Raw genomic sequence first — 24671 nt, forward strand, 5'->3', positions numbered from 1 at the left:
CTGGATGACCCCTGTTACGTCGTGGCCGATTGTGTGCCAGACGGGAGTTGCCCATGTTCGCATTCTCCTGGTGCCGTCACCGTCTGTTGCCTACCGTAGTGAACGGGAGGTCGCGATGCGTGTACTCAGCGTGCTCGACGTTTTTGCGTGCGGTCCCCCATTCCGTGTCCGGCAACCCCTGCTGTGCGGGGGTGCGAGAGGAGTACCCATGTCGCTCGACGTCTCACCGGCCCTACTCGAACAGGCCGAGCGAGGCGAGGTGGACGAAGCAGAATTCGTCGACTGCGTCCGGACCTCCCTGCCCTACGCATGGGAGATGATCAGCTCCCTGGTGGCCCAGCTGAAGGTCGACGGCGGAGCGTTCGCCGACAACCAGACGCCTCCGCCGGACGAGCAGGCGCGCGGCCAGCTGTTGCGCGCGCTCGCGAGTGACGCCATACGCGGCGCCCTGCAGCGGCACTTCGGTGTGCGGCTGGCCTTCCAGAACTGCCACCGGGTGGCCGTGTTCCCGCTGGACCCCTCGGTCGACGAGAAGCTGGCCCGCTTCACCTCGGTGCGCAGCCAACTGCTGAACCAGTCACCCGAGTTCCGGGACTGCTGACGCGGTGGACCGCTTGCTTGCCGCTCCGCACGCGGGAGGTGCTCCAGCCGGAGCGGCAGGCACGGTTCCTCAGCCGAGGTGGGGGAGCACCTCGGCGCCTAGCCGTTGAAGGTTCTCCTCCGTCGCCGCCAGATCCCCGGAGCCCTCGACGAGCAGGGCGAAGCGGGAGATGCCGGTGCGCTCGCTGGTCGCGGCGAGACGGTCGACGCACAGCCGCGGGGTGCCCACCGGGTGCAGCCCGCAGAGCAGCTCGGTGTACGCCACCGGATCGCGCATCTGGCGCGGTCGGCCGTCCACTGTCATATGCGCGTCGAGCCCCTGTTTCAGCCAACCCGGCATGGCCTTCACGAGTGCCTCCACCGCGTCCGTGCGCCGGTCCGCGATCTGGCAGACGCCGGCCGAGACATGGCCCGCGCCGAGGACCTCTTCCGGGGGCCGCCCGACCGCGCGTGCGCACTGCCGCCACAGGGCGACCATCTCCGCCTTCTCCTCGTCCCCCACGTGCATGCCGAGCAGCATCGGCAGCCCGCGTTCGGCGGCGAGGCGCACGCTCGCCGGGGAGGTGCAGGCGACGATCACCTCCGGGCCCTCCTCTTCCGTCAGGGACTCCGAGGGCCTGGGGACGACGGGGACCTCGCGGAAGCGGAAGCGGTCGCCGAAGGCCCCGACGGAGGGTTCGCGCAGCCAGCGGACCAGCAGATCGAGTGATTCCGGGAACCCTTCCTCGTACGCCTCCAGGCCCGCGCCGAAGACCTCCAGGTCGACCCACGGGCCACCGCGTCCGACGCCCAGGGAGAAGCGCCCGCCGCTCGTCATGTGCAGCAGCGCGGCCTGCTCGCCGAGGGCGACGGGGTGCACGGTGGGCAGTACGCTGACGGCGGTGCCGACCCGGATGCGGCTGGTGCGGCCGAGCAGCAGGGCGGCGAGGGTGACCGCCGACGGGCAGGTCCCGTACGGAACGAAGTGGTGCTCGGCCAGCCAGACCGAGTCCAGCCCGGCCTCCTCGGCGACCTCGGCGGAGCGGACCGCCCGGTGCAGCGCCTCCCCCTGGCCCTGACCCGGGAACTGGGCCGCCAACACGAAACTTCCAACGCGCATGGCACTTCCTGCTTCCTTGGCTCCGACACGGAGCTCCCCCGCCGGGCATAACCGCCCGACACGTGCCGAGGACACGGCTTGGCGAGGAGATTTGCCGATTGTCTGGAGAATGGGCCGCCGGGGAGGGGTACTTGTGGGGGTTGGTGCCCTACGCGTACCCCGCTTCGGGCCGCGTAGGCTGGACACGGCCCGTGCTTCCTGTAGAGCCCCGTGAGGTGTCCCGTGTCCCCGCGTCGCAACCGGCCCAAGGGTGCCGACTCGTCCCGGAGCGCCGAAGAAGACCGCACGGGTCGCTACGGCGGCTGGCAGTCCTCGGTGAGCTGGGACGGCGAGGAGTGGAACGTGCGGCACGTGGCCGGGGCGAGCGCCCAGGGCAAGACGTACCGCTGCCCCGGCTGCGACCAGATGATCCCCGACGGGGTGCCGCACGTCGTGACCTGGCCCGAGCACGCGGGCGTCGACGACCGCCGGCACTGGCACAAGGCGTGCTGGAACGCACGGGACCGCCGCACCCCGGGGGTGCGGCGGTCCCGTAACGCGCCGAGATTCTGAAGGCCCGGCCTACACGTCCCGCTTCTCCAGCAGCGCGACGGCGCCGGCGAACGCGGCGGCCGTGACGCCCAGGATGATCCACAGCGGGTCCCAGCCGGACGGGCCGGTATCGGTGAGCGAGGTGGAGTAGAACACGCTGAGCTGGTTCGGGATCGAGTACTCGAACAGGGCCTGGCGCAGGTCCGCCAGCGACTCCGAGAACATGAACAGCGCGATGACCAGCGGGGCGAGGACGAGGCCGATCATGATGGTGATGGCGCCGGCGGAGTGCCGGATGATCGAACCGACGAGGAGCGAGACCAGCCCGAGCAGCGCGATGTAGAACGAGACACCGACCGTGCCCTTCAGCCACTCGCCGCCCGAGGGTTCCCTGGCGCCGGTCAGCATGGCCACGTCGGCGAACGCGATGAGCAGGGCCGAGACCAGCGTGACGACGAACGCCACCGTGAAGAAGACGATCGCCTTCGCCGCCAGCACCCGCCCGCGGGACGGGCACGCGGTCATCGTGGTCCGGATCATGCCGGTGCCGTACTCCGAGGCCGTGGTCAACACGCCGAGCGTGATGATGCACATGCTGCCCAGGAGCAGCCCGAAGAAGCCGAACGACAGCGGGTTCTCGCCGGCCAGGTCGCTCTCCGCGGCGTTGGCGGCCACCAGCCCGCCCGCCAGCAGCCCGATGCCGACGACGAGCAGGACGAACACGCCCAGCGTCCACATCGTGGAGCGCACCGACTTGATCTTCGTCCACTCCGAGGTGAGGGCGTGTCCGAAGTGCGTGCGTACGACGGGGATCGGCGAGGTGTAACCGGGGTACGAAGGGCCGGGCGCCGCCTGCCAGTTGGGCGCGGCCTGCGGCATCTGCGGCTGGGGGGTGCTCATCGGGCGTCCTCGGACTTGGTCGTGTCGACGGCGGGCTGAGGGGCGGAGGCGGGCTGCGCGGGAGCCGGCGCCGGTGCGGCCGCCGGGGCCTGGCCCTGCGGCGCGGGCTGGGCCTGCTGCGCGTACGGGTTGGGCTGTCCCGGGCCCGGAGCCGCCACGGGCGCGCCGGGAGCCGCGGGAGCACCCGGGGCGCCGTACGGCCCGGCGGGCGGCTGCGCGGCGCCGTACGGGCCCGTGGGGGCCTGCCCAGGCTGACCCTGCGGCGGCGCGAAGGGCTGCCCGCCCTGCTGGGGCGGCGGAGGCGCGTACCAGCCCGGCTGGCCCTGCCCCGGCACCGGCATCGGCGGCTGCGCGCCGGGCGGCAGCTGCTGCTGGAGGCCGGCCCTCTGGTCGATGGTCGAGCGGTAGTCGACGACGCCCTGCGTCATCCGCATGTACGCCTCCTCCAGCGAGGCCTGATGCGGCGACAGTTCCCACAGGCGTACGTCGGTGTCGTGGGCGATGTCGCTGATGCGGGGCAGCGGCAGTCCCGTCACCCGCAGCGCGCCGTCCTGCTCCGGCATCACCTGTCCGCCGGCCTCGGTCAGCGCCGACGTCAGCTTCTCGCGCAGCTGCGGCTCGGTTTCCGGGGTGCGCACACGGGCGAAGTCGGCCGAGTTCGCCGAGATGAAGTCCTTCACGCTCATGTCGGAGAGCAGCTGACCGCGTCCGATGACGATGAGGTGGTCGGCGGTCAGCGCCATCTCGCTCATCAGGTGGGAGGAGACGAAGACCGTGCGGCCCTCCGCGGCGAGCGCCTTCATCAGGTTGCGCACCCACAGGATGCCCTCGGGGTCGAGGCCGTTGACCGGCTCGTCGAAGAGCAGCACCTGGGGGTCGCCGAGGAGCGCGGCGGCGATGCCGAGCCGCTGGCCCATACCGAGCGAGAACCCCTTGGACCGCTTGCGGGCCACGTCCTGAAGCCCGACCACGCCCAGCACCTCGTCCACCCGCCGGGCCGGGATGCCCGACAGCTGGGCCAGGCTCAGCAGGTGGTTGCGGGCGGCACGGCCGCCGTGCACAGCCTTGGCGTCCAGCAGGGCGCCGACCTGGCGGGGCGCGTTCGGCAGCTTGCGGTACGGATAGCCGCCGATCGTCACCGAGCCCGCGGTGGGGTTGTCCAGGCCGAGGATCATCCTCATGGTCGTCGACTTGCCCGAGCCGTTGGGTCCGAGGAAGCCGGTGACGGCGCCCGGCCGCACCTGGAAGGAAAGGTTGTACACAGCGGTCTTGTCGCCGTAGCGCTTGGTCAGGCCGACTGCCTCGATCATGCTCCGCACCCATCGAAAGGTTCAGGACAGCGGGGCATACGCCCCCCGTAAGGGTTAGGAGCTTATCGGGGCGCTGACGGTTCCGCCCAAGAGGAAGTAAAAGGTCACGCCATGATCCGCCGGGTAGGCCCTTAGGGGTCCTTGCACTATGAACGCGCGACCCGGGCGGGCATGGTGCAAGGACCCCTTAGGCGTCCCTCCTCTTCAGCAGGACGTAGCCGCCCGCGAGCGCCGCCACCGCCCACACCGCCATGATTGCGAGTCCGCCCCACGGGCCGTACGGGGTGTCGTCGTCGATCGGGGTGACCACCTGCATGATCCGCCTGCCGGCTTGGTCGGGCAGGAACCGGCCGATCTTCTTCGTCGCGTCGACGTTGGCCAGGATTTGGGAGATGAGGAAGAAGAACGGCATCAGGATGCCCAGCGACAGCATCGGCGAGCGCAGCATCGCGGCCACGCCCATCGAGAACACCGCGATGAGGGTCATGTAGAGGCCGCCGCCGACGACCGCGCGCAGCACACCGGGGTCGCCGAGCTGCGCGCGATGCGAGCCGAGCATCGCCTGCCCCAGGAAGAACGTGGCGAAGCTGGTGGCCATGGCGACGACCAGGGCGAGCCCGGCGGCCACCGCGATCTTGCAGAACAGGAAGGTGCCCCGCCGCGGCACCGCGGCCAGGGACGTGCGGATCATGCCGGTGCTGTACTCGTTGGAGACCACCAGCACCCCGAACACGATCATCGCGAGCTGGCCGAGGGTCATCCCGGCGAAGCTGATGAACGTCGGGTCGAAGGAGAGCCGGTCCCGGTCACTCATCGTGTCGAACTCGTTCTTCGACAGCGCGGAGATCAGCATGCCGAGGGCGATGGTGACGACCACGGCGAGGGAGAGCGTCCACACGGTGGACGCGACGGAGCGGATCTTCGTCCACTCGGAGCGGATGACCTGGGTCGCCGCCATGCTCAGCCCCTCCTCCAGTCGTCGCCCCACTGCTGGGACACAGGCGCGTCGGTGTGCGCGTGGTACTCGACCGACTCCGCGGTCAGCTGCATGAACGCCTCCTCCAGCGAGGCCTGCTGGGGGCTCAGCTCGTGCAGCACAAGCTGGTGCTGCGCCGCCAGCTCCCCGATGAGCTCCGATTTACCGCCGTCCACCTCGAGCGTGCCGTTGCCGGTCTCCACGACGGTGATCCCGGCCCCGTGCAGCACGTCGAGCAGTCGCTCGCGCTGGGGGGAGCGGATCCGGACGTAGCTGCGCGAGTTGCGCTCGATGAAGTCGGCCATGGAGGTGTCGGCGAGCAGCCGCCCCTGCCCGATGACGACGAGGTGGTCGGCGGTCAGCGCCATCTCGCTCATCAGGTGACTCGACACGAACACGGTCCGCCCCTGGGCCGCCAGCGACTTCATCAGGTTGCGGATCCAGTGGATGCCCTCGGGGTCGAGGCCGTTCACCGGCTCGTCGAACATCAGGATCCGAGGGTCACCGAGGAGCGCGCCCGCGATGCCGAGCCGCTGGCCCATGCCCAGCGAGAACCCCTTGGCCTTCTTGCGGGCGACCGCGGTGAGCCCGACCGTGTCGAGGACCTCGTGCACGCGGCTCTTCGGGATGCCGTTGCTCTGCGCGAGGCACAGCAGATGGTTGAAGGCGCTGCGCCCGCCGTGCACGCCCTTCGCCTCCAGCAGGGCGCCGATGTACGTCAGCGGGTCCTTCAACTGCTCGTAGCGCCTGCCGTCGATACGGACGTGCCCGGCGGTGGGCCGGTCGAGCCCGAGCATCATGCGCATCGTCGTCGACTTCCCGGCACCGTTGGGCCCGAGGAACCCGGTCACGATGCCCGGTCTGACGGCGAACGTGAGGTTGTTGACCGCCACCTTCTCGCCGTACCGCTTCGTCAGCCCCTCGAGCTCGATCATGCGGTTCACGCTAGAACGCGACGAAGCCCCCTGCCACCGGACTGGCAGAGGGCTTCGCAGTTGTTCACACTTCAGCCGCCGGAACGTTACCGGGACTGCTGGGCCGGGACCCCGCGGGAGATCGGCTCGTCGTCGCTCGGCGTGCCGGCGGCGGCCACCGCGGCGCCCGTGAGCGTGGCGAGCATCTCGCGCACATTCGTGAGCTGGGCGTTGATGGAGTCGCGGCGGTTGGTGAGGGCGGCCAGCTCGCGCTCGGATTCCGAGCGGATGCGGTCGGCCTTGGCGTTCGCGTCCGCGACGATGTCCTCGGCCTGGCGCTGGGCGGTCTCCACCGTCTGGCGGGCGCGGCGCTCGGCGTCGGTGCGCAGCTTCTCCGCCTCCAGGCGCAGCTGCTCGGCGCGGTGCTCGATCTCCGCCAGGCGCTTCTCGGCCTTCTGCTGACGCGACGCCAGGTCGCGCTCGGACTGCTCGCGGCGCTTGGCGAGGTTGGTCTCGAAGTCGGCGGCGGCCTGGGCGGCCTTGGCGCGGGTCTCCTCGAAGAGGGCGTCGGCCTCCTCACGCTTCGACTGCGCGTCCTTCTGCGCCTCGGAACGCAGCTGCGAGGCGTCACTCTTGGCCTTCTCGACGATCCGGACGCCCTCGTCCTCCGCCTTGGCCTTGCGCTCCGCAGCGAACGATTCTGCGTCGTTGCGGACCTGCTGCGCCGCGGACTCGGCGAGCTCGCGGTGCTGCTCGGCCGCGCGACGGGCCTCCTCGCGCAGGTCCTTGGCCTCTTCCTCGGCGAGGCGGAGGATCTTCTCGACACGCGCGCCGAGACCGGCGTACGACGGCTCGGCGTCGCTTACCTGGGCCTGGGCGTTCTGCGTCTCGAGGTGGAGCTCCTCGATGCGCTTCTCGAGGGCGGTGATACGGGCCAGAGCGCTGTCACGGTCGGAGACGAGCTTCGAGATGCGTTCGTCCACCTGAGCGCGGTCGTATCCACGCCGCACAAGCTCGAAGCCGTAGGGGGAAGTGTCGCTCATGGGGTTCCTGTCGAATGAGGACCGGTGAGGTGATAGGTGGAATCCTAGGGGCCGAAGCGGTGTGTCATCGAGCGGATACGTGTTTGATCTGGAGAATGACACCCCTTTTGAGTGGCTAACCCGTGGACGGCTTGCCAAAAACTTGGTCAAAGGCCCCAGACAACACCGGAATCCGACCGCTCCGCTAGCTCTCCGAGGGCTTGCCACCCGATCGAGGTGCGCCCACTGTGGCGCCGGCCTTGACCGCGCCGTCCTTGGCCCCTGACGGGGTCTCGAAGGATTCCAACGCCTCCAGGACGTCCTGGACACGGGAGATCTCGGCGTTGATGTCCTCGCGACGGCGCACCAGGATCTCCAGCTCGCGCTTGCCCTCCTCGACCGTGCGCCGGGCCTCGCGGATCGCCTCGGCCTTGAGCTCCTCGGCCTCCCTGACGAGCGCCGCCTTCTTCTGCTCGGCCTCCTTCAGCAGGCCCTCGGCCTTCTTCACCGCGGCGATACGGACCTTGCCCGCCTCGGAGTTGGCGTCCGAGACCAGCTCCTTCGCCTTGGCCTGCGCCTTGGCGAGCTGCTCCTCGGACGCCTTGATCAGCGCGTCGCAGCGGTCGCCCGTCGACTTCATCGTCTCGGCGGCCTCGCGGCGGGCCCGCTCGTGCAGCTCCTCGATCTCCGACGTGAGGCGCTCGCGCAGCTCCTCCGCGCGCTCCCTTATGGCCGTGGCGTCCCGACGCGCGCCGACGAGCAGCTCGTCCGCGTCCGTACGGGCCCTCTCCACGCGCGCGTTGCCCTCGCGGGTCGCCTCGGAGACGACGCGGTCGGCCTCCGTGCGGGCCGCGCCGACCATCGTGTCCGCCTGCGACTCGGCGTCCGCGGTGGCCTTCAGCGCCTGCTGCTGCGCCTCGGTGAGCAGCTTGTCCGCCTCGGCCGTGGTCTCCGTGATGAGCTTGTCGACCTGCTCGGCCGCCTCGGAGCGCCGCTTGTTGGCGTCCTTGCGGGCCTCGTCCAGCGTCGAGTCGGCCTCCTCGCGGGCCACGGACATCATGCGGTCGGCCTCCGCAGCCGCCTCCGCCTTGACGCGCGCCGCCTCGGCGCGGGTCCGCTCGGCGTGCTGCTGCGCGGACGCCACCGTGTCGGCGGCCTCGGCATGCAGCCGCTCCGCCTCGCCGCTCGCGTCACCGAGGAGCTGCTCGGCCTGGGCGACGGTCTCCGACCGCAGCCGCTCGGCCTCGTTGATCGCCTCGGTCCGTACCCGCTCCGCCTCGGTGGCCGTCTCCGACTGGAGCCGCTCGGCCTCCGCGATGGTCTCCGTCTGCAGCCGCTCCGCCTCGGAACGCGCCTCGGTGATGAGAGTGTCCGCCTGAGTCGCCGCGTCCGACCGGATCCGGTTGGCGTCCTCGCGGGCGTCCGCCCGGGTGCGCGACGCGTCCTGCTCGGCCTGCGCGATGGTGTCCGACGCCTCCGTACGGACCCGCTGGGCGTGCGCCGCCGCGTCCGAACGCAGCCGCTCCGACTCGTCGATCGCCTCCGCGACCGTACGCTCGGCCAGCGCCTTGGCGGCCTCCGCCTCCTCGTGCGTCTGGCGCCGCAGCCGGGACGCGTCCTCGCCGGCCCGCTCCCGCTCGGCGTAGGCGTCGGAGCGGACCCGGTCCGCCTCCTCCTCGGCCTCCCGGCGCGTACGGTCCGCCGCGTGCTCGGCGGCGCTGCGCAGCCCGGTGATCTCCTCCTGCGCCTGCTCGTGCAGCCCGACGACGGAGTCGCGCACCTGCTGGGCGTGCTGCTCGGCCGCCGACACCATCTCGGTGGCGCGCCGGTCGGCCTCCTCGACCAGGCGTACGGCCTCGGTCTGCGCGTCCTCCACGCGCTTGCGCGCCGACGCCAGCAGCTCCTCGCTCTGCTCGCGGGCCCGCTCACGCTCCTGGTCGGCCTCCTGGCGGGCGGCGCCGAGGAGTTCCTCGGCCTCGCGGCGGCGCCGGGCGGCCTCCTCCTGGGCGGCGGCCAGTGTCTCCGACGCCTCCGTGGCCAGCCGCTCGGCGGCGGCCTGCGCCTCCGCACGCACCCGGTCGGCGGTGTCCTGGGCCTCCGACTTCAGCCGCTCCGCCTCCGCCGCGGCCTCCGACCGCAGACGGACGGCGACGGCCTCGCCCTCGGCTCGGGACGCGGACGCGTCGGCGGCGGCCTCGTTGCGCAGCCGCTCGGCCTCCTCCTCGGCCTGCTGCTGGAACGTACGGATCCGCTCGGCGGCCTCACCGCGCAGCCGCTCGGCCTCGTCGGCGGCCTCGCGACGGATGCGCGCGGCCTCCTCCCGGGCCTCGGTCAGCGCCTGCTCGGCGGCGGCGAGCCGCTGCTCGGCCTCCGTGTGCAGCCGCGTCAGCTCCTCGGCGGCCTCCGCCTGGCGGGCCGCGACCGCGCGCTCGGCCTCCTCGCGCAGTTCGAGCGCGTCCCGCTCGGCGTCCGTGCGGACCGCTTCGGCCTGCTCGACGACCTCGGCGCGGTGCCGTTCGGCCTCCTGGCGGGTGCGCTCCAGGGTCTCCTCGGCCTGCCGGCGCAGCGTCGTAGCCCGCTCGATCGCCTCCGTGCGGACCTTCTCGCTGTCCGTGGTGGCCTTCTGGCGCAGCTCGTCCGCGTCGGCCCTCGCCTTGGACAGCAGCTCCTCGGCGGTCTTCGCCGCCTCCTCGATCTGCTGGACGGCCTCCCTGCGGGCCTCCGCGCGGATCTTCTCGCCCTCGGCGACCGCGTCGGAGCGCAGCTGCTCGGCCTCGCCGCGCAGCCGGCGGGCCTCCTCCTGCAGCTCGACCGTCTTGCCGCGGTACTCCTTGGTGTCGTCCTTCGCGGCGCCCTTGAGCTGCTCGGCGATGTCGTGCGCCTCGGCGCGCAGCCGGTCCGCCTCGGCCTCGGCCTCGCGGCGGATCCGCTCCGCCTCCTCGGCCGCCGCCTTCGTGGTGCCGCGGGCGTCCTCCTGTGCCTTGTTGAGGACGTCCTCGGCGGTCTTGGCCGCCTTCGACAGCTGGGTCGCGCTCTCCTCGGCGGTGAGCGTACGGGCCTTCTCGGCGGCCTCGGTGAGGACCTTCTCCGCCTCGGCGCGGGCGTCCGCGACGATCTGCTCGGCGTCCGCCTTGGTGGTCTCGGCCTCCTTGGTGGCCTCGCTGACCAGGCGGGCGACCTGCTCCTTCGCCGTACGGGTGCGCTGCTCGTTGGTCGACTCGGCGCTCGAGATCGCCTTCTCGGAGGCCGTCTTGGCCTCGGTGACCAGCTTCTCCGCCTCGGCGCGCGCCTCGCGCAGCGCGGTCTCCGCCTCGGCCATGCGCTGCTCGGCGGCACGGCTGAGCTCGCCCGCCTGGCGGCGGGCGGTGTCCGACTCGGTCGCGGTGGAGGTGCGCAGCTGCTCGGCGTGGTCGGTGGCCTCCTGGGCCTGCGTGGAGGCGGCGTTCAGCAGCCGCTCGGCGTCCGTACGGGCGCGGCGCAGGAGCTGCTCGGCCTCGGCGCGTGCCGTCTCGGCGTCGCTCTGCAGCCGCTGCCGGGCCTCGGAAGCGACCCGTTCGGCCTCCGCGCGGGCCGCGGCCAGCGCCTGCTCGGCCTCGGCACGGGACTCGTCGAGGAGACGGCGGGCCTGCTGCTCCGTACGGGCGCGCAGCTGTTCCGCCCACGCCACGTTCTCGTTGACGTGCGACTCGACGGTCTGCCGGCGCTCCGACAGTTCCTGGTCGAGCTGCTGGCGCCGGGAGACGGCCTCCTGGTGCAGCTCCGCCTGGAGGCGCGCGGCCTGCTCGGCGTGCTCCTGCAGGATCCGCTGGGTCTGCGCCCGTGCCTGGCTCAGCTCGCGCTCGGCGTCCTGGCGCAGCTGGTCCGCCTGCATCTGGGCGTTGCGCAACAACTGTTCGGCCTGATAGCCGATGTCCCCGCCGTCGAAGGCGGGCCGGGACATGAGTGTGCGCCGCGCCTCGTGCAACTTGGCGCGCAGCACCTCGACCTGGTAGCCGAGGTCCTCGGCATGCTGGATCGCCTTTTCCCGCTCGGTCTTCAGCCGTTTCATCTCGGCTTCGAACCGAGTGAGGTGGTCGACGTCAGCCGCCGGCTCCCGCTCCTGGCTCTCGTAGCCCCGCACTGCGCGGTCCCATCCGTCCCCTGGTCGCAACCTTCTCCGTACGAGCCCCGTCCATCCGCCGAACGGGGCCCCCGGGGAATGGTGTCAGATCAACGGCGGAGCATGAGCTGCTGCCCCGTCGCTCGTCCCCCGAAACACAGGACCCCGGACTGCGGTCACCCTGGTGGAGCGGCGACCGCACCCAACCCTACCGGCCCATATGTACGGGGGTCAGTGCTCAGGTGACTCAACAGGCGCAGAAGTGACCAGTTCTGTCAGAACGCCATGGCAATCCTTCGGGTGCAGGAACGTGATCCGCGACCCCATGGAGCCGCGCCGTGGCTCTTCGTACAGAACGCGTACGCCCTTCTCCTTGATGTCGGCCGCCTCGGTGTCGACATCCGCCGTACCGAAAGCGATGTGGTGAACACCCTCGCCGTTCTTCGCGAGCCACTTGGCGACGGTGGAGTCCTCCCTGGTCGGCTCCAGGAGCTGGAGGTACGAGGCTCCGCCGTCCGACGTATCGTTGATCTTGAGCATGGCCTCGCGGACTCCCTGCTCCTCGTTGACCTCGGAGTGGAAGACCTCGAAGCCGTACGTCGCGCGGTAGAACTCGACGGTCTTGTCGAGGTCGAAACAGGCGATCCCGATGTGGTCGATTCGCGTCAGCATGTTGTCAGTGCAGCGCTCCGGAGGTGGTTACGCAACGTGCGCGCGATCACACCGACGGCCCGATGACGGCACGGAGTGCCACTCAGTACATTCGAAGTAAACCCTCGTTCACTCCTCGGCTGTGCAAGCTGGAAGGGGATCGCACCTCATGTCTGGAACGAACAGCAGTACCTCGGTGATCGTCGCGGGCGCCCGGACGCCCATGGGACGGTTGCTGGGCTCGCTGAAGTCCTTCTCCGGAGCCGACCTCGGCGGCTTCGCGATCAAGGCCGCCCTCGACCGTGCGGGGATCGGTGGCGACCAGGTGCAGTACGTGATCATGGGCCAGGTGCTCCAGGCCGGCGCGGGCCAGATCCCGGCCCGCCAGGCCGCGGTCAAGGCCGGCATCCCGATGAACGTCCCGGCCCTCACCATCAACAAGGTGTGTCTGTCGGGCCTTGACGCCATCGCGCTCGCCGACCAGCTGATCCGCGCGGGTGAGTTCGACGTGATCGTCGCCGGCGGCCAGGAGTCCATGACCAACGCCCCCCACCTGCTGCCGAAGTCCCGTGAGGGCTTCAAGTACGGCGCGATCGAGATGCTCGACGCGATGGCCCACGACGGCCTGACCGACGCCTTCGAGAACATCGCCATGGGCGAGTCGACGGAGAAGCACAACACCCGCCTCGGCATCGGCCGCCCGGAGCAGGACGAGATCGCCGCCCTGTCCCACCAGCGCGCCGCCGCCGCCCAGAAGAACGGCGTCTTCGAGGCCGAGATCACCCCGGTCGAGATCCCGCAGCGCAAGGGCGACGCGGTCGTCTTCAGCAAGGACGAGGGCATCCGCGGCGACACCACCGCGGAGTCCCTCGGCAAGCTGCGCCCCGCCTTCACCCGGGAGGGCACGATCACCGCCGGCTCCGCCTCGCAGATCTCGGACGGTGCGGCCGCCGTGGTCGTGATGAGCAAGGCCAAGGCGCAGGAGCTCGGCCTGGACTGGATCGCCGAGATCGGTGCCCACGGCAACGTGGCCGGACCGGACAACTCCCTGCAGTCCCAGCCGTCGAACGCGATCCTGCACGCCCTCAAGAAGGACGGCCTGGAGGTCTCCGACCTCGACCTCATCGAGATCAACGAGGCATTCGCCGCCGTGGCGGTCCAGTCAATGAAGGACCTCGGAGTGTCCACGGAAAAGGTGAACGTCAACGGTGGCGCCATCGCCCTGGGCCACCCCATCGGCATGTCGGGCGCCCGGCTCGTCCTGCACCTCGCCCTCGAGCTCAAGCGGCGCGGTGGCGGTGTCGGCGCGGCCGCGCTGTGCGGTGGCGGCGGTCAGGGTGACGCGCTGGTCGTGCGGGTACCCAAGGCCTGAGTCCCGCTTTCCGGACGCCTCTCTTTCGTGTCTTTCGTGAACGGAGCTGTGATGCAGGACGTCTCCACACTGGTGGCCCAGGCCAGGGAGGGCCGGCCGCGGGCCGTGGCCCGGCTGATCTCCCTGGTGGAGGGGGCGTCCCCGCAGCTCAGGGAGGTCATGGCGGCCCTGGCCCCGCTGACCGGCAACGCGTACGTCGTGGGCCTCACCGGCTCCCCGGGCGTCGGCAAGTCCACGTCGACCTCGGCGCTGGTGACCGCCTACCGCAAGCAGGGCAAGCGGGTCGGCGTCCTGGCCGTCGACCCGTCCTCCCCGTTCTCCGGCGGCGCCCTCCTCGGGGACCGCGTCCGCATGTCGGAGCACGCCTCCGACCCGGGCGTCTACATCCGCTCGATGGCCACCCGCGGCCATCTGGGCGGCCTCGCCTGGGCCGCCCCGCAGGCCATCCGCGTGCTGGACGCGGCCGGCTGCGACGTGATCCTCGTGGAGACGGTCGGCGTCGGCCAGTCGGAGGTGGAGATCGCCTCCCAGGCCGACACCTCCGTCGTCCTGCTGGCCCCGGGCATGGGCGACGGCATCCAGGCCGCCAAGGCCGGAATCCTGGAGATCGGCGACGTCTACGTCGTCAACAAGGCCGACCGGGACGGCGCCGACGCCACCGCCCGCGAGCTGAACCACATGCTGGGCCTCGGCGAGTCCCGCGGCCCCGGCGACTGGCGCCCGCCCATCGTCAAGACGGTCGCGGCACGCGCCGAGGGCATCGACGAGGTCGTCCAGGCGCTGGAGAAGCACCGTGCCTGGATGGAGGAGCACGGCGTCCTCGCCGAGCGCCGCGGCTCCCGCGCCGCCCGCGAGGTCGAGACGATCGCCGTCACGGCCCTGCGCGAACGCATCGGCGACCTCCACGGCGACCGCCGCCTCAGCGCCCTCGCCGAGCGGATCATCTCCGGCGAACTGGACCCGTACCGCGCGGCCGACGAACTCGTGGCGGGCCTGACCGAGTCCTGAGGGGTCGTCTGCTTCGGGTCGACGCTGCTAGGTTGACCCGCATGTTCCTCCTTTTGGCGTAGAGCACACCGAGCCGTGCACGCAGGCCGAGCGATCGGCCGTGTCCGTCGTGCACTCAGGTGTCCCCTCTCTCCGCCTCACGTCGAGGAACTCACGCATGTCCGCACCCCTTTCGCGGCCGTCGTACGCCGCCGTCCTGCGCGTCCCCCGAGCCCGCTCCACCTTCGCCGCCGCCCTCGTCGGACGCCTGGCGTACGGAGTGGTCTCCCTCTCCCTGCTGCTCGCCACGGTCCGGGCGACCGGTTCGTACGCCGTGGCCGGCACGGTCATGGCCCTGTTCGGGGCGTCCACGGTCCTCCTGCTGCCGTTACGGGCCTCCCTGGTCGACCGGTACGGCCCCCGTCGCGCCCTGGCCCCCATGGCCGTCCTCTACGCAGCCCTGCTGTCCGTGCTCGCGGCGGTCACCTGGCGCCCCGGCACACCGGCGGTGGTGCTCGGCGCGGTCACCGCGCTCACTGGCGCGTGCGCGCCCCCGCTGGGCCCCACCATGCGCATGGTGTGGGGCGAACTCGTCCACGACCGGCGACTGCTGCAACGGGCGTACAGCCTGGACGGGGTCGCCGAGGAACTGCTGTACGTGTCGGGCCCCGTCTTTGTCGGCGTGCTGATCCGCTTTGCTTCGCCGTCCGCCGGGCTGCTGCTGAGCGCGGCACTGATCGCGGCGGGGACGTGCGCGTTCGTGGCCTCACCGGTGGTGGGCGGGCTACGGGGCTCCTCGGGACGGCGACAGCAGGGGAAGAGCCCCGCACGTCAACGAGGGCTGCTCCAGCCGGTCCTCGTGGCGGCCGGGGCGGGCCTCACGCTCAGCGCCGTCGACCTGCTGGTGACGGCCTTCGCCGAACGGCACGGGTACGGCGGCGACACGGTCGCCTGGATGCTGGCCGCGCTGTCGGCGGGCAGCGCGGTGGGCGGCCTCCTGAACGGTGCGATCGACTGGCGCACGCCCGCGCGCGTACGGCTGCCGTGGCAGGCTGCGGGCCTGGGCCTGACGGTGTGCGCGGCCGGACTCGCCCCCGGGCCGTGGACCCTGACGGCGGCCCTGGCCTGCGCCGGCGCCTTCGTCGCCCCGGCTCTGACGACGGCGTACCTCATCGCGGACGAGACGGCGGCGCCGGGCGCGCGGACGCGAGCGGGCGCGTGGATCAACACCGCCGTGAACGCGGGCAGTTCCTGCGGCGCGGTCACGGCGGGGCTGCTGCTGAGCCACGCGTCGCTGGGGGTGTGCTTCGCGGCGGCGGGGGGTGCGGCGCTGGTTTCGGCGGCGGGTGCGGTGGTGGGGGCGCGCGGGACCGCGGTCGCTGCGGTGGAGGCGGAGCCAGTGCCGGAGGCGGCGTTGGAGGCGGAGTCGGGGCGTTCCGGAGCCTGACGGCCGGGCGGGGCCGCGCGTCGGTTGCGCGGCCCCGCCCTTTCGGCCCGGTGTCGACCGGGGTGCCGTATCGCTCAGTCGTCGTCCCGGTCCGCCGTGACCTTCTGCGTCTTGAGGCCGACGTTCCAGTCGTGGTCCTTGCCGTGGGTGTCCGTGGTCTCCACGTCCCAGCGGGCGGCGCGGTCGTCGTCGAGGTCGACGGAGGTGACGGTGCCCTTCGCGGTGGCCGCCTCGGCGGCCTCCCTGGCGTCGACGGTGGCGACCTTCAGGGCACGGCGGGCGTCGGCCACGTCGTCGTCCTGCTCGGTCTCGGTCGCCAGGATCCTGCCCGTCTCCTGGTCCACGTGGACGGTGTACGAGGTGGAACCCGAGCCGAGGATGTCGACCTCCCAGCCGCGGACGTCGTCCTCGTCCCCGGCGTCGAGGTCGGCGGAGACGGCCGTGCCCGGCTTCGCCTTCAGGGCCGCGTCGATCGCCTGAGCGGCGGTCAGCTTGCTGCCACGCGCCTCGGCGGCGTCGCCGTCGCGGTCGTCGCGGTCGTCCTGAGCGTCGTCACGGGCGTCGCCTCGCCCGTCGGTGTCCCTGTCGTCCGCCGCCACCGCGGCCGACGACGTGGCCGGCGCGTCGTCCTCGCCGCTCCCAGCGAAGGCGAGCGTGGCCCCACCGCCGACCAGGGCGGCCGCGGTGACGGTGGCGACGACGATGTTGCGCTTCATGGATGTCCTCCCGAGGTGGGTTCGCTGCGTTCGCTTCGACGAGAACCAACCTGCCGAACCGGAGCTGAAGCCAGGCTGAAGCCACCTGAAGATCGCTTCAGGTTTCCTTTGGGACCCTGTGACGCATGCGTCTGTTGATCGTCGAGGACGAGAAGCGCCTCGCCCTGTCCCTGGCCAAGGGCCTGACCGCGGAGGGCTATGCCGTGGACGTCGTCCACGACGGGCTGGAGGGCCTGCACCGGGCGAGTGAGTCGCCGTACGACCTGCTCGTGCTCGACATCATGCTGCCCGGCATGAACGGCTACCGCGTCTGCTCCACCCTGCGCGCCGCCGGCAACGACGTGCCGATCCTGATGCTCACCGCGAAGGACGGCGAGTACGACGAGGCCGAGGGCCTGGACACGGGCGCGGACGACTATCTGACGAAGCCGTTCTCGTACGTCGTCCTGGTCGCCCGGATCAAGGCGCTGCTGCGGCGACGGGGCCAGGGGGCCGGGGCGTCGCCCGTGCACGTCCTCGGTGAGCTTCGGGTGGACACCGCGGCCCGCCGTGTCTTCCTGCGCGACGACGAGGTGGCGCTCACCGCGAAGGAGTTCGCCGTCCTGGAGCAGTTCGTGCTGCGGGCGGGCGAGGTGGTGTCGAAGGGCGAGATCCTCGACCACGTCTGGGACTTCGCCTACGAGGGCGACCCCAACATCGTCGAGGTGTACGTCAGCGCCCTGCGCCGCAAGCTGGGCGCGGCGCTCATCCGGACCGTGCGCGGCGCCGGTTACCGGTTGGAGGCGGCTCGGTGAGACGTCTGTTCGGTTCCGTCCGGGCCCGGGCCACGCTCGGCGCCACCCTCGTCGTCGCCGTCGCCCTGGTCGCCGCCGGCGCGGCGGTCCTGCTGTCCCTGCGGTCCAACCTGAGCGACCAGGCCGGCACCCAGGCCGAGCGCACCGCACGGGAGGTCGCCGCGGAGATCGCCGCCGGGAAGACCTACGGGCAGCTGTCCCTGGACGGGGACGACCGGCCGGTCCAGGTCGTCACGGAGGACGGGACGCTGGTCGCGGCCGGCGAGGACCTGGAGTGGATCAGCGGGACGGGCAACGATGCCGTACGCCCGCGAGCAGCCGGCGGTGGCGCTGGGCAGACCCCGCCGGAGGACGCCGACGACGACGCGGACGACAAGGCGGAGGACACGGCGGGCGAGGACGCGCTCGACGCCGGTGAGATCGACGAGGAGACCGACTTCCGCGACGGTTCCGCGACGATCGACGGGGACACCGAGGACTACCGCTTCGCCGTCGTCCGGGTGGAGACCGGGGACCGGGGCACTCTCACCGTGTACGCGGGTGCCCCGCTGTCCGCCGAGCACAGCGCCGTGAGCACCGCGCTGACCAGCATGCTGATCGGGTTCCCGCTGCTGCTGGGCGTCGTCGCGGGCGTGACCTGGCTGGTCACCCGGCGCGCCCTGCACCCGGTGGAGGGCATACGGCGTGAGATGGCCGCGATCACCGCCTCCGAGGACCTGGCGCGGCGCGTCCCGGAGCCGGAGACGCACGACGAGGTCGCCCGGCTCGCCCGCACCACCAACGAGACGCTGGCCGCCCTGGAGACCTCCGTGGAGCGCCAGCGCCGGTTCGTCGCCGACGCCTCCCACGAACTGCGCAGCCCGATCGCCAGTCTGCGCACCCAGCTGGAGGTGGGCGCCGCCCATCCCGAGCTGCTGGATGTCACGGGCGCGGTCGAGGACACCGTACGACTGCAGCACCTGGCCGCCGACCTGCTGTTGCTCGCGCGGCTGGACGCGGGGGAGCGGCGGGGCGACACGCGGGTGGATCTGGGCGCGCTGGCGCGGGAGGAGGCCGCCGGGCGGGCCGGGGTGACGGTCGAGGCGGATCGGGCCGTGGAAGTGGCCGGATCGCGGGGGCAGCTGGAGCGGGTGCTGGCCAATCTGCTGGACAACGCGCGGCGGCACGCGCGCGACGGGGTCTCGGTCACCGTTCGGCGGGAGGGAGACCGGGCGGTGCTGGAGGTCGCCGACGACGGCGACGGAGTGCCCGAGGGCGAGCGGGAGCGCGTCTTCGAGCGGTTCGTACGACTCGACGCCGCCCGCAGCCGTGACGACGGCGGAGCGGGACTGGGCCTCGCCATCGCCCGTGACGTGGCCGTGCGGCACGGCGGCACGCTCACGGTGCGCGACGCGCCGGCAGGCGGAGCCCTGTTCGAGCTCCGCCTGCCGCTGGTCTAGGAGGACTACCGGGCTACGGGCGTCCCCGATGTCCGCGGAGGTGTTCCGCGATGGGCTTGAGGGCCTTGTCGAGCTCGGTCAGGGCCTCGGGGGAGAGGAGGTCGATGAAGTGCCTCCGCACCGACGTCACGTGATGGGGCGCGACCTTCTTCATCGTCTCCATGCCGTGCTCGGTGAGTACGGCATACAGTCCACGGCGGTCGGACTCGCAGTTCTCCCGGCGCACCAGGTCCGCGTTCTCCATGCGGGTGATCTGGTGCGAGAGTCGGCTCTTGGACTGGAGGGTGGCGGACGCGAGGTCGCTCATGCGCATCCGTACGCCCTCCGACTCGGAGAGATTCACCAGGATCTCGTAGTCGTTCATTGTCAGGCCGAACGGCTGCAGGTCCTTTTCGAGCTGGTACGTCAACAGCCTGTTGACCTCCAGGTGGGTGCGCCAAGCGCACTGCTCCGCATCGGTCAGCCAGAGTGTGGCCGTCTCGGTCTCCATGAATGAAGTCTACCTAAGAAGTTGAAAGGCGAACTAATGAGGGTGGTGTGACTGTGCGCACGCGTTCGATGTCACACTCCGCAGACTACCGCTCACAGCCCGAAGCGACGCTGGAGGTCTCCCAGCTGTCCGGGAAGTCGCGGTGCGCCGGACTGCCCGTGACCGCCGGGCGCGCCGCCGCCACCGGGTACCCCCGGCTCGTGCGGAGTCGCCCCCGTGGCCTGCTCGGCCATCAGGGTCTCGGTCGACTGGAGCAGCACCGTGCCGGCTCCCACGAACTCGAACTGGTGCTCCTCTCCGGAGGCCCCGCCGAGGCCCGTCATCGCACGTAGACCGCCCATTACGCCGGTCATGTAGCCGTGGTCGTAGTGATGGCACGGCGAGGGGCAGTCGGCCCAGCCGACGAGTGCCTGCGGGTCCACCCGGATGGGGGGTTCCATGAACACCACCGGACCGTTGGATGCGGCCACGAACTTTCCGGTTCCGATGAGCGTCAGAAAACCCGGCACGATCGACTGCTTGAGGGACAGAGTTGGCTGAAAAGCGAGCAGATTGCCCGAGCGAATGGTCAGATTGCCGTCGTCCAGGTCGTACGAGTTCACATCGAAGGCCCGGTCGGCGAGGAGCATCTTGCCCGAGCCCTCCGCCACGACCCAGTCGCTCGCGTGCAGAGGCGAATGAAAGGACGTACGGACAAGACGGTCGAGTCGGCCGTGTCCGATGCCGTTGAAGTCGATCGAGCCGTAGTAGGAGATCATCTTCCCCTTCTGCAGGAACCACTGGCTCCCCTTGAGCTCCACGCAGAAGGTGTAGGCGTTGACGTTGTCGTCGACGGGCAGGGTCATCGGGTCGAAGACGGTGGGGCCGGTGCCCGGGTACGTGGTCACAGCTTCTCCTCGGACGCCTGGACGTACACCGTGCCGCTGCCGCTGAGCTCCAGTTGGAACGCCTCGCCGGAGCCGCGGCCCACCATGTCGCGCCAGCCCAGGGCGGTGGACAGCTTGTTGCGGACATCGCCGTGGTGGGCGACGTAGGCCTGGGGGTCGACGTGGATCGGGCGCTGGGGGGTGATCGGGATCTCGAAGACGCCGCCGTGGGCCATCACGGCGACCGCGCCATGGCCCTTGAGGGTGGTGGTGAACAGGCCCTGGCCGCTGATCTGGCCCCGGACCATGCCCATGACACCGCCTTGCGAGCCCATGAACATCGTGCCCTGCTGGAGGGTGCCCTCGAAGGCGAGCAGGCGGTCCGCCTCGACGTAGAGCGTGTCGCCGGTGAGCTGGATGACCTGGACGTGGTGGCCGCCGTGACCGAAGAGGACCGTGCCGCTGCCCTCGACCGTCATCAAAGGGGTGTCCTCATTGGCGAGCCGGCGGCCGAGCATCGACATCACACCGCCCTGGCCGCCTTGCATGTTGGGTGTGAAGGAGACCTCGCCGCGGTAGGCGAGCATCGCGCCGCGCTGGCTGAACAGGCGTTGGCCGGGCACGACCGTCGCCTCGACCATCTTCGAGTTGAGCTCACGAAAGGGCATGTCACACATCCCCCGCGATCGTGTTCCGCTCGCTCGGCTGGACGTACACCAGGCCGTCGCCCTCGAAGCGGATCTGGAACGCCTCGCCGCCGCCCTCCCCGAGGAACGTGCGGAAGGTCACACCGGACTGGAACGACTGCCGTACGTTCCCCTGGTGAGCGATGTACGCCCCCGGGTCGACGGTCAGCGGGTACTGCGGGCTGACCCGCAGCAGCACGGCGGGCCCGTCCGACGTGATCGCCGCCTGGCCGTGGCCCTCGACGGTCGTCGTGAACAGCCCGTTGCCCTGCGAGGCGCCGCGCAGTCCGGTGAAGCTCGTGCCGGTCCTGAGGCCGGCGTCGGTCGCGAGCAGGTTGCTCGACTCCACGTACAGCTTGTCCCCCTGGAGACTGACGAGGTTGATCTCCGAGGCGCGGTCCGCGAACCAGCACGTTCCCTGCCCCTTCACCTCCATCACGGTCATCTGCTCACCGGTGAGACGCCGGGTCACCATCCCCCGCAGCCCCTCGCCGCCGCCACTCATCTTCTTGAAGGCCATCTGCCCGTCGTACGCGACCATGGAGCCGTTCTTCGCCTTCACGGCATCCCCGGTCATGTCGACGGCGAGCACCTTGCTTCCTTGCAGTCGGAACATCGCCACGGAGTGAAGGTAGCCGCAGGCCGGTCCGCCGGACAGAGCCCACGGGTGGAGACGCACCCCGAACGCACCCCTAGGGGGCCCGGGACCCCCTCACGTAGCCCGCCCGGCTCGTTTGTCACAATGGACGAACGCTTGTGCGTGCGTTCACAAGCCGCCAGACCATCGACGCCTCTCCCACCGAAGGTGACCCGTGGACCTCAAGACCGCCACCGCCCTCCGCCGACTCCGCCTGGTCTCCGCCCCCGAGGCCATCTCCTTTCTCCTGCTGCTCGTCTGCTCGGTGCTGAAGCGGACCACGGACTTCAACGCGGTGCCCGTCATGGGCGCGATCCACGGCGTGCTGTTCATCCTCTACGTGATCTTCTGGGCGGACGCCTGGAACCGCACCAAGTGGGACCTCAAGACCGCGGCGCTCTACTTCGTCCTGTCCGTGCTGCCGACCGGCGGCTTCTTCGCCGAGCGCAAGCTGCGCCGCGAGGCCGAGGACGCGGTCATCGCCTCCCGCGCGCGTCGCGAGGGCGTGGTGGAGGCGTCGTGATCGTCGCCTTCTCCGTGACGCCGCTGGGAGTCGGCGAGGAGGTGGGGGAGTACGTGGCCGACGCCGTCCGTGTCGTCCGCGAGTCCGGGCTGCCCCACCGCACCGACGCGATGTTCACCTCCGTCGAGGGCGAGTGGGACGAGGTCATGGACGTCGTCAGGCGCGCCGTCGCCGTGGTCGAGGACCGGGCACCGCGCGTGTCGCTGGTCCTCAAGGCCGACATTCGCCCCGGTGTGACGGACGGGCTCACGTCCAAGGTGGAGACGGTGGAGCGGTATCTGGCCGAGTGAGGCGGCCGCGATCACCGGCCAGTCGCTTGGAAAACCCCGGTCCGCGCGGACCGGGGTTTTCTCGTGCCCGATGTTTGAGCGATCGCTCAAAGACGTGTACGGTCCTGCCCACAGGGTTTGAGCGATCGCTCAAAATCGTGAGATGAATCGGGGGATTCACCATGAGGACCGACAGGACCGACAGGACCGACGGGCCCGACGGGCTCTACATAGAGGCGCGGATCCGCGCCGACCTCGACGAGCTGTGGGCGCGCACCCAGGAACCCGCCCAGCACCAGCGCTGGGACGTGCGCTTCACCGAGATCGACTACCTCCCGCGCGCGGAGGGCGAACCGCAGCGCTTCCGGTACGCCACGCGCGTGCTGCCCTTCCTGACCGTCGCCGGGACGGGGGTCTCGGCGGGCGAGAAGGAGCGCGCGGACGGCACCCGCACCTCGGCCCTGCGCTTCGCCTCCCCGCACCCCCTCTCGCTGCTCGCCGAGGGCAGCGGCTACTGGCGCTACGTCCCCGACGGCGACGGCGTCCGCTTCCTCACCGGCTACGACTACCGCCCCCGCTGGGGCCGCCTCGGAGCCGTGGCCGACCGGCTGGTGTTCCGCCCGCTGATGGGCTGGGCCACCGCCTGGTCCTTCGACCGACTGCGCCTGTGGCTGGAGCGCGGGATCACCCCGGAGCGGGCGCTCGTCAACTGGCTCGCCGAACTGGCGGTCCGCGCCGCCGTCGTCATCGTCTGCTGCACCGGACTGGGCCTCGGCTCCCTCCTGCGCCTGCTCGGCCCGTTCGCGGCGACGACGGCCTACCTGTGCCCGCTGCTGCTGGCCGTCGCCATCAGCGTGGCCCTGTTCAAGTCGCCGCTGTCCTGCACCCCGGCCGCCCGCCGCTGTCTGCGGCAACCACCCACGCGCGTGCGTGCGCCGCGCCTGATGCGAGCGCTGGAGAACCCGCGATGACCTCTGTCCCGGGCGGCGCGACCGCTCCCGCCTCGATCTTCCGTACGGTGATGGGAGCCGACTTCGACCGTCTGCACCCGCAGCTCCAGCGCCGCTTCTCGGTCGGCCTCGCGAGCGGGGAGGCGTGTACGGGCCGGGGGGTGATGGACCGCATCTGGCACGGGCGTGCCTTCGTGAAGCCGTTCCTGGCGCTCGGTTCCATCCGCAACATCCTCGTCCCGAGGGCCGGTCGGAACGTTCCCTTCGTCATCGAGAATGTGCCGTACACCGACACCTTCGGTCGTGAGACGGTGACCTTCGTGCGCACCTTCGACCTGCCCGGCCGCTCACGCCGCTTCGACGCCCAGATGGTGCTGAGTCTCAAGGGCGACCGCGTCCTCGACTACCTGGGCACCCACCAGCACCTCGCCAGCGACCTGCACTTCCGTGCCGAGGCGGACGGTTCGCTGCTGATCCGCTCCGGTGAACACCGGTTCCGGGAGGGGGTGGTGGACGTGCGGGTGCCGGAGCTGATCGGGGCGACGGCGGAGGTGCGGGAGTCCTACGACGACGCCGCCGGCCGCTTCCGTATCCGAGTGCGGGTGGAGAACCGGTACTTCGGGCCGCTGTTCGGCTACGAGGGCTCCTTCACCGCGACCTACGCGGACGTCCGGCGGTGTGGGGTGCGAGCAGGGCTGCGACCGGTGCGCGAGGAGGTCCGTGCGTGAGTCCGGAGACGGCGAAGTCGCAGGAGACGAAGGCCAAACTGCTGGAGGGGGCGTTGCGCACGCTCACCGAGCAGGGGATCGCGAAGGTGTCGGCACGGACGATCGCGGCGGCCGCCGGAGTCAACCAGGCGCTGGTCTTCTACCACTTCGGCTCCGTGGACGAACTGCTGGCGGCGGCGTGCCGGTACGGGGCGGAGCGGACGGTGGCGCGCTACCGGGACCGTTTCGCCGCGGTCACCTCGTTGTCCGAGCTGCTGGCCGTGGGGCGGGAGATCCATGAGCAGGAGCGGGCCGGGGGGCATGTCGCGCTGCTCGGGCAGTTGCTCGCGGGTGCCCAGACCCACGAGAGCCTGGGGCCGGCGACCGCGGCGGGGCTCGAGCTGTGGATCGTCGAGATCGAGCAGGTGCTCGTGCGGGTGCTCGCCCAGACACCGTTCGGGGAGTTCGTGGACGCCCCGGGGCTGGCGCGGGCGGTGGCGGGGTCGTTCGTGGGGATCGAGTTGTACGAGGGGGTGGACGCGGTGGGGGCCACCGCGGCACTGGACGCCCTGGAACAACTCGGCTCTCTCGTGGGGGCGTTGGAGGAACTGGGGCCGGTGGCGCAGCGGGCGGTGCGGCATCGGCTGCGGCGCTCCGGCCGCCGTTGACCGATGTCCCGTTCGTTG

At 71.2% G+C, this 24671-nt stretch carries 25 protein-coding genes; 12 read left to right on the forward strand and 13 right to left on the reverse strand.

What is annotated here, in order from left to right; genetic code table 11:
• Positions 1-208 precede the first annotated feature (208 nt).
• Positions 209-601: an SCO5389 family protein gene (locus ACFYWX_RS30205; RefSeq protein ID WP_037680606.1), complete on the forward strand. Its 393-nt coding sequence runs from the start codon at positions 209-211 to the stop codon at positions 599-601.
• A 69-nt stretch (positions 602-670) separates the two neighbouring features.
• Here ACFYWX_RS30205 and ACFYWX_RS30210 read toward each other — a convergent pair whose 3' ends face one another.
• Positions 671-1699, reverse strand: coding sequence for an LLM class flavin-dependent oxidoreductase (locus ACFYWX_RS30210; protein ID WP_389427399.1), 1029 nt, complete (start codon positions 1697-1699; stop codon positions 671-673).
• A gap of 222 nt (positions 1700-1921) precedes the next feature.
• On the opposite strand from ACFYWX_RS30210, the gene ACFYWX_RS30215 reads away from it, so the two are divergent.
• Positions 1922-2251, forward strand: coding sequence for an ATP/GTP-binding protein (locus tag ACFYWX_RS30215; protein WP_389427401.1), 330 nt, complete (start codon positions 1922-1924; stop codon positions 2249-2251).
• A gap of 9 nt (positions 2252-2260) precedes the next feature.
• On the opposite strand, the gene ACFYWX_RS30220 is transcribed toward ACFYWX_RS30215, so the two are convergent.
• From ACFYWX_RS30220 to mce, 7 genes are all read right to left on the reverse strand, one after another.
• A complete protein-coding gene (locus ACFYWX_RS30220) occupies positions 2261-3130 on the reverse strand; it encodes an ABC transporter permease (RefSeq protein WP_389427403.1) in 870 nt (289 codons plus the stop codon).
• Entirely contained in the window at positions 3127-4440 is a 1314-nt protein-coding gene (locus ACFYWX_RS30225) for an ABC transporter ATP-binding protein (RefSeq protein WP_389427405.1), read from the reverse strand. Before ACFYWX_RS30225 ends, ACFYWX_RS30220 begins: the two co-directional genes overlap by 4 nt.
• Before the next feature lie 187 nt (positions 4441-4627).
• Positions 4628-5398 carry an ABC transporter permease gene (locus ACFYWX_RS30230; RefSeq protein ID WP_389427407.1) on the reverse strand — a complete coding sequence of 257 codons (771 nt, stop codon included), beginning with the start codon at positions 5396-5398 and terminating at the stop codon, positions 4628-4630.
• 2 nt (positions 5399-5400) lie between these two features.
• Positions 5401-6351, reverse strand: a complete 951-nt coding sequence (locus tag ACFYWX_RS30235) for an ABC transporter ATP-binding protein (protein ID WP_389427409.1) — start codon at positions 6349-6351, stop codon at positions 5401-5403.
• Positions 6352-6437: 86 nt separating this feature from the next.
• Positions 6438-7373, reverse strand: a complete 936-nt coding sequence (locus ACFYWX_RS30240; RefSeq protein WP_389427411.1) for a cellulose-binding protein — start codon at positions 7371-7373, stop codon at positions 6438-6440.
• A 184-nt stretch (positions 7374-7557) separates the two neighbouring features.
• Positions 7558-11472, reverse strand: a complete 3915-nt coding sequence (scy, locus tag ACFYWX_RS30245) for a polarized growth protein Scy (RefSeq protein ID WP_389427413.1) — start codon at positions 11470-11472, stop codon at positions 7558-7560.
• A 210-nt stretch (positions 11473-11682) separates the two neighbouring features.
• A complete protein-coding gene (mce, locus tag ACFYWX_RS30250) occupies positions 11683-12123 on the reverse strand; it encodes a methylmalonyl-CoA epimerase (protein WP_389427415.1) in 441 nt (146 codons plus the stop codon).
• 148 nt (positions 12124-12271) lie between these two features.
• Here mce and ACFYWX_RS30255 point away from each other — a divergent pair, with 148 nt between their 5' ends.
• The 3 genes from ACFYWX_RS30255 to ACFYWX_RS30265 all read left to right on the forward strand — a co-directional run bounded on the left by ACFYWX_RS30255 (position 12272) and on the right by ACFYWX_RS30265 (position 15908).
• Complete coding sequence (locus ACFYWX_RS30255; RefSeq protein ID WP_389427417.1) at positions 12272-13474, forward strand: acetyl-CoA C-acetyltransferase; 1203 nt, start codon at positions 12272-12274, stop codon at positions 13472-13474.
• Positions 13475-13525: 51 nt separating this feature from the next.
• Positions 13526-14482 (forward strand): methylmalonyl Co-A mutase-associated GTPase MeaB, encoded by a 957-nt coding sequence (gene meaB / locus ACFYWX_RS30260; protein WP_389427521.1) that lies wholly within the window; start codon positions 13526-13528, stop codon positions 14480-14482.
• Positions 14483-14639: 157 nt separating this feature from the next.
• Positions 14640-15908, forward strand: coding sequence for an MFS transporter (locus ACFYWX_RS30265; protein ID WP_389427419.1), 1269 nt, complete (start codon positions 14640-14642; stop codon positions 15906-15908).
• 74 nt (positions 15909-15982) lie between these two features.
• Here the strand turns inward: ACFYWX_RS30265 and ACFYWX_RS30270 are convergent, their stop codons facing one another.
• Positions 15983-16624 carry a PepSY domain-containing protein gene (locus ACFYWX_RS30270; protein WP_389427421.1) on the reverse strand — a complete coding sequence of 214 codons (642 nt, stop codon included), beginning with the start codon at positions 16622-16624 and terminating at the stop codon, positions 15983-15985.
• Positions 16625-16749: 125 nt separating this feature from the next.
• Between ACFYWX_RS30270 and ACFYWX_RS30275 the strand changes: the two genes are divergently transcribed.
• Both ACFYWX_RS30275 and ACFYWX_RS30280 read left to right on the forward strand, forming a co-directional pair.
• The gene (locus ACFYWX_RS30275) at positions 16750-17418 is read left to right on the forward strand and encodes a response regulator transcription factor (RefSeq protein WP_389427423.1); all 669 of its coding nucleotides are present in this window, start codon (positions 16750-16752) and stop codon (positions 17416-17418) included.
• Entirely contained in the window at positions 17415-18857 is a 1443-nt protein-coding gene (locus ACFYWX_RS30280) for a sensor histidine kinase (RefSeq protein WP_389427425.1), read from the forward strand. The genes ACFYWX_RS30275 and ACFYWX_RS30280 overlap by 4 nt, the downstream gene beginning before the upstream one ends.
• 13 nt (positions 18858-18870) lie before the next feature.
• Here the strand turns inward: ACFYWX_RS30280 and ACFYWX_RS30285 are convergent, their stop codons facing one another.
• The 4 genes from ACFYWX_RS30285 to ACFYWX_RS30300 form a co-directional block, all read right to left on the reverse strand.
• Positions 18871-19347: a MarR family winged helix-turn-helix transcriptional regulator gene (locus ACFYWX_RS30285; protein ID WP_389427427.1), complete on the reverse strand. Its 477-nt coding sequence runs from the start codon at positions 19345-19347 to the stop codon at positions 18871-18873.
• 92 nt (positions 19348-19439) lie between these two features.
• Positions 19440-20192, reverse strand: coding sequence for an AIM24 family protein (locus tag ACFYWX_RS30290; RefSeq protein WP_389427523.1), 753 nt, complete (start codon positions 20190-20192; stop codon positions 19440-19442).
• Positions 20193-20230: 38 nt separating this feature from the next.
• The gene (locus tag ACFYWX_RS30295) at positions 20231-20881 is read right to left on the reverse strand and encodes an AIM24 family protein (RefSeq protein ID WP_389427429.1); all 651 of its coding nucleotides are present in this window, start codon (positions 20879-20881) and stop codon (positions 20231-20233) included.
• Position 20882: 1 nt separating this feature from the next.
• Positions 20883-21515, reverse strand: coding sequence for an AIM24 family protein (locus ACFYWX_RS30300; RefSeq protein WP_389427525.1), 633 nt, complete (start codon positions 21513-21515; stop codon positions 20883-20885).
• 196 nt (positions 21516-21711) lie between these two features.
• On the opposite strand from ACFYWX_RS30300, the gene ACFYWX_RS30305 reads away from it, so the two are divergent.
• The 5 genes from ACFYWX_RS30305 to ACFYWX_RS30325 all read left to right on the forward strand — a co-directional run bounded on the left by ACFYWX_RS30305 (position 21712) and on the right by ACFYWX_RS30325 (position 24653).
• A complete protein-coding gene (locus ACFYWX_RS30305) occupies positions 21712-22059 on the forward strand; it encodes a DUF3817 domain-containing protein (protein WP_389427431.1) in 348 nt (115 codons plus the stop codon).
• A complete protein-coding gene (locus tag ACFYWX_RS30310) occupies positions 22056-22349 on the forward strand; it encodes an MTH1187 family thiamine-binding protein (protein WP_389427433.1) in 294 nt (97 codons plus the stop codon). The genes ACFYWX_RS30305 and ACFYWX_RS30310 overlap by 4 nt, the downstream gene beginning before the upstream one ends.
• A 161-nt stretch (positions 22350-22510) precedes the next feature.
• Entirely contained in the window at positions 22511-23299 is a 789-nt protein-coding gene (locus tag ACFYWX_RS30315) for a hypothetical protein (RefSeq protein WP_389427435.1), read from the forward strand.
• Entirely contained in the window at positions 23296-24006 is a 711-nt protein-coding gene (locus tag ACFYWX_RS30320; RefSeq protein ID WP_389427437.1) for a DUF4166 domain-containing protein, read from the forward strand. Before ACFYWX_RS30315 ends, ACFYWX_RS30320 begins: the two co-directional genes overlap by 4 nt.
• Positions 24003-24653: a TetR/AcrR family transcriptional regulator gene (locus tag ACFYWX_RS30325; protein WP_389427439.1), complete on the forward strand. Its 651-nt coding sequence runs from the start codon at positions 24003-24005 to the stop codon at positions 24651-24653. The genes ACFYWX_RS30320 and ACFYWX_RS30325 overlap by 4 nt, the downstream gene beginning before the upstream one ends.
• The last annotated feature ends 18 nt before the right edge of the window (positions 24654-24671 follow it).

Origin of the sequence: Streptomyces sp. NPDC002888, from assembly GCF_042888465.1 — a bacterium.
In the GTDB taxonomy this organism is placed as follows: domain Bacteria; phylum Actinomycetota; class Actinomycetes; order Streptomycetales; family Streptomycetaceae; genus Streptomyces.

Coding starts and splice junctions, on each gene's coding strand:
- ACFYWX_RS30205 (WP_037680606.1), top strand. CDS start 209: ATGTCGCTCGACGTCTCACCGGCCCTACTCGAACAGGCCGAGCGAGGC.
- ACFYWX_RS30240 (WP_389427411.1), bottom strand. CDS start 7,373: ATGAGCGACACTTCCCCCTACGGCTTCGAGCTTGTGCGGCGTGGATAC.
- ACFYWX_RS30285 (WP_389427427.1), bottom strand. CDS start 19,347: ATGGAGACCGAGACGGCCACACTCTGGCTGACCGATGCGGAGCAGTGC.
- ACFYWX_RS30235 (WP_389427409.1), bottom strand. CDS start 6,351: ATGATCGAGCTCGAGGGGCTGACGAAGCGGTACGGCGAGAAGGTGGCG.
- ACFYWX_RS30320 (WP_389427437.1), top strand. CDS start 23,296: ATGACCTCTGTCCCGGGCGGCGCGACCGCTCCCGCCTCGATCTTCCGT.
- ACFYWX_RS30210 (WP_389427399.1), bottom strand. CDS start 1,699: ATGCGCGTTGGAAGTTTCGTGTTGGCGGCCCAGTTCCCGGGTCAGGGC.
- mce (WP_389427415.1), bottom strand. CDS start 12,123: ATGCTGACGCGAATCGACCACATCGGGATCGCCTGTTTCGACCTCGAC.
- ACFYWX_RS30295 (WP_389427429.1), bottom strand. CDS start 20,881: ATGCCCTTTCGTGAGCTCAACTCGAAGATGGTCGAGGCGACGGTCGTG.
- meaB (WP_389427521.1), top strand. CDS start 13,526: ATGCAGGACGTCTCCACACTGGTGGCCCAGGCCAGGGAGGGCCGGCCG.
- ACFYWX_RS30230 (WP_389427407.1), bottom strand. CDS start 5,398: ATGGCGGCGACCCAGGTCATCCGCTCCGAGTGGACGAAGATCCGCTCC.
- ACFYWX_RS30315 (WP_389427435.1), top strand. CDS start 22,511: ATGAGGACCGACAGGACCGACAGGACCGACGGGCCCGACGGGCTCTAC.
- ACFYWX_RS30265 (WP_389427419.1), top strand. CDS start 14,640: ATGTCCGCACCCCTTTCGCGGCCGTCGTACGCCGCCGTCCTGCGCGTC.
- ACFYWX_RS30225 (WP_389427405.1), bottom strand. CDS start 4,440: ATGATCGAGGCAGTCGGCCTGACCAAGCGCTACGGCGACAAGACCGCT.
- ACFYWX_RS30275 (WP_389427423.1), top strand. CDS start 16,750: ATGCGTCTGTTGATCGTCGAGGACGAGAAGCGCCTCGCCCTGTCCCTG.
- ACFYWX_RS30220 (WP_389427403.1), bottom strand. CDS start 3,130: ATGAGCACCCCCCAGCCGCAGATGCCGCAGGCCGCGCCCAACTGGCAG.
- ACFYWX_RS30300 (WP_389427525.1), bottom strand. CDS start 21,515: ATGTTCCGACTGCAAGGAAGCAAGGTGCTCGCCGTCGACATGACCGGG.
- ACFYWX_RS30290 (WP_389427523.1), bottom strand. CDS start 20,192: ATGACCCTGCCCGTCGACGACAACGTCAACGCCTACACCTTCTGCGTG.
- ACFYWX_RS30255 (WP_389427417.1), top strand. CDS start 12,272: ATGTCTGGAACGAACAGCAGTACCTCGGTGATCGTCGCGGGCGCCCGG.
- ACFYWX_RS30270 (WP_389427421.1), bottom strand. CDS start 16,624: ATGAAGCGCAACATCGTCGTCGCCACCGTCACCGCGGCCGCCCTGGTC.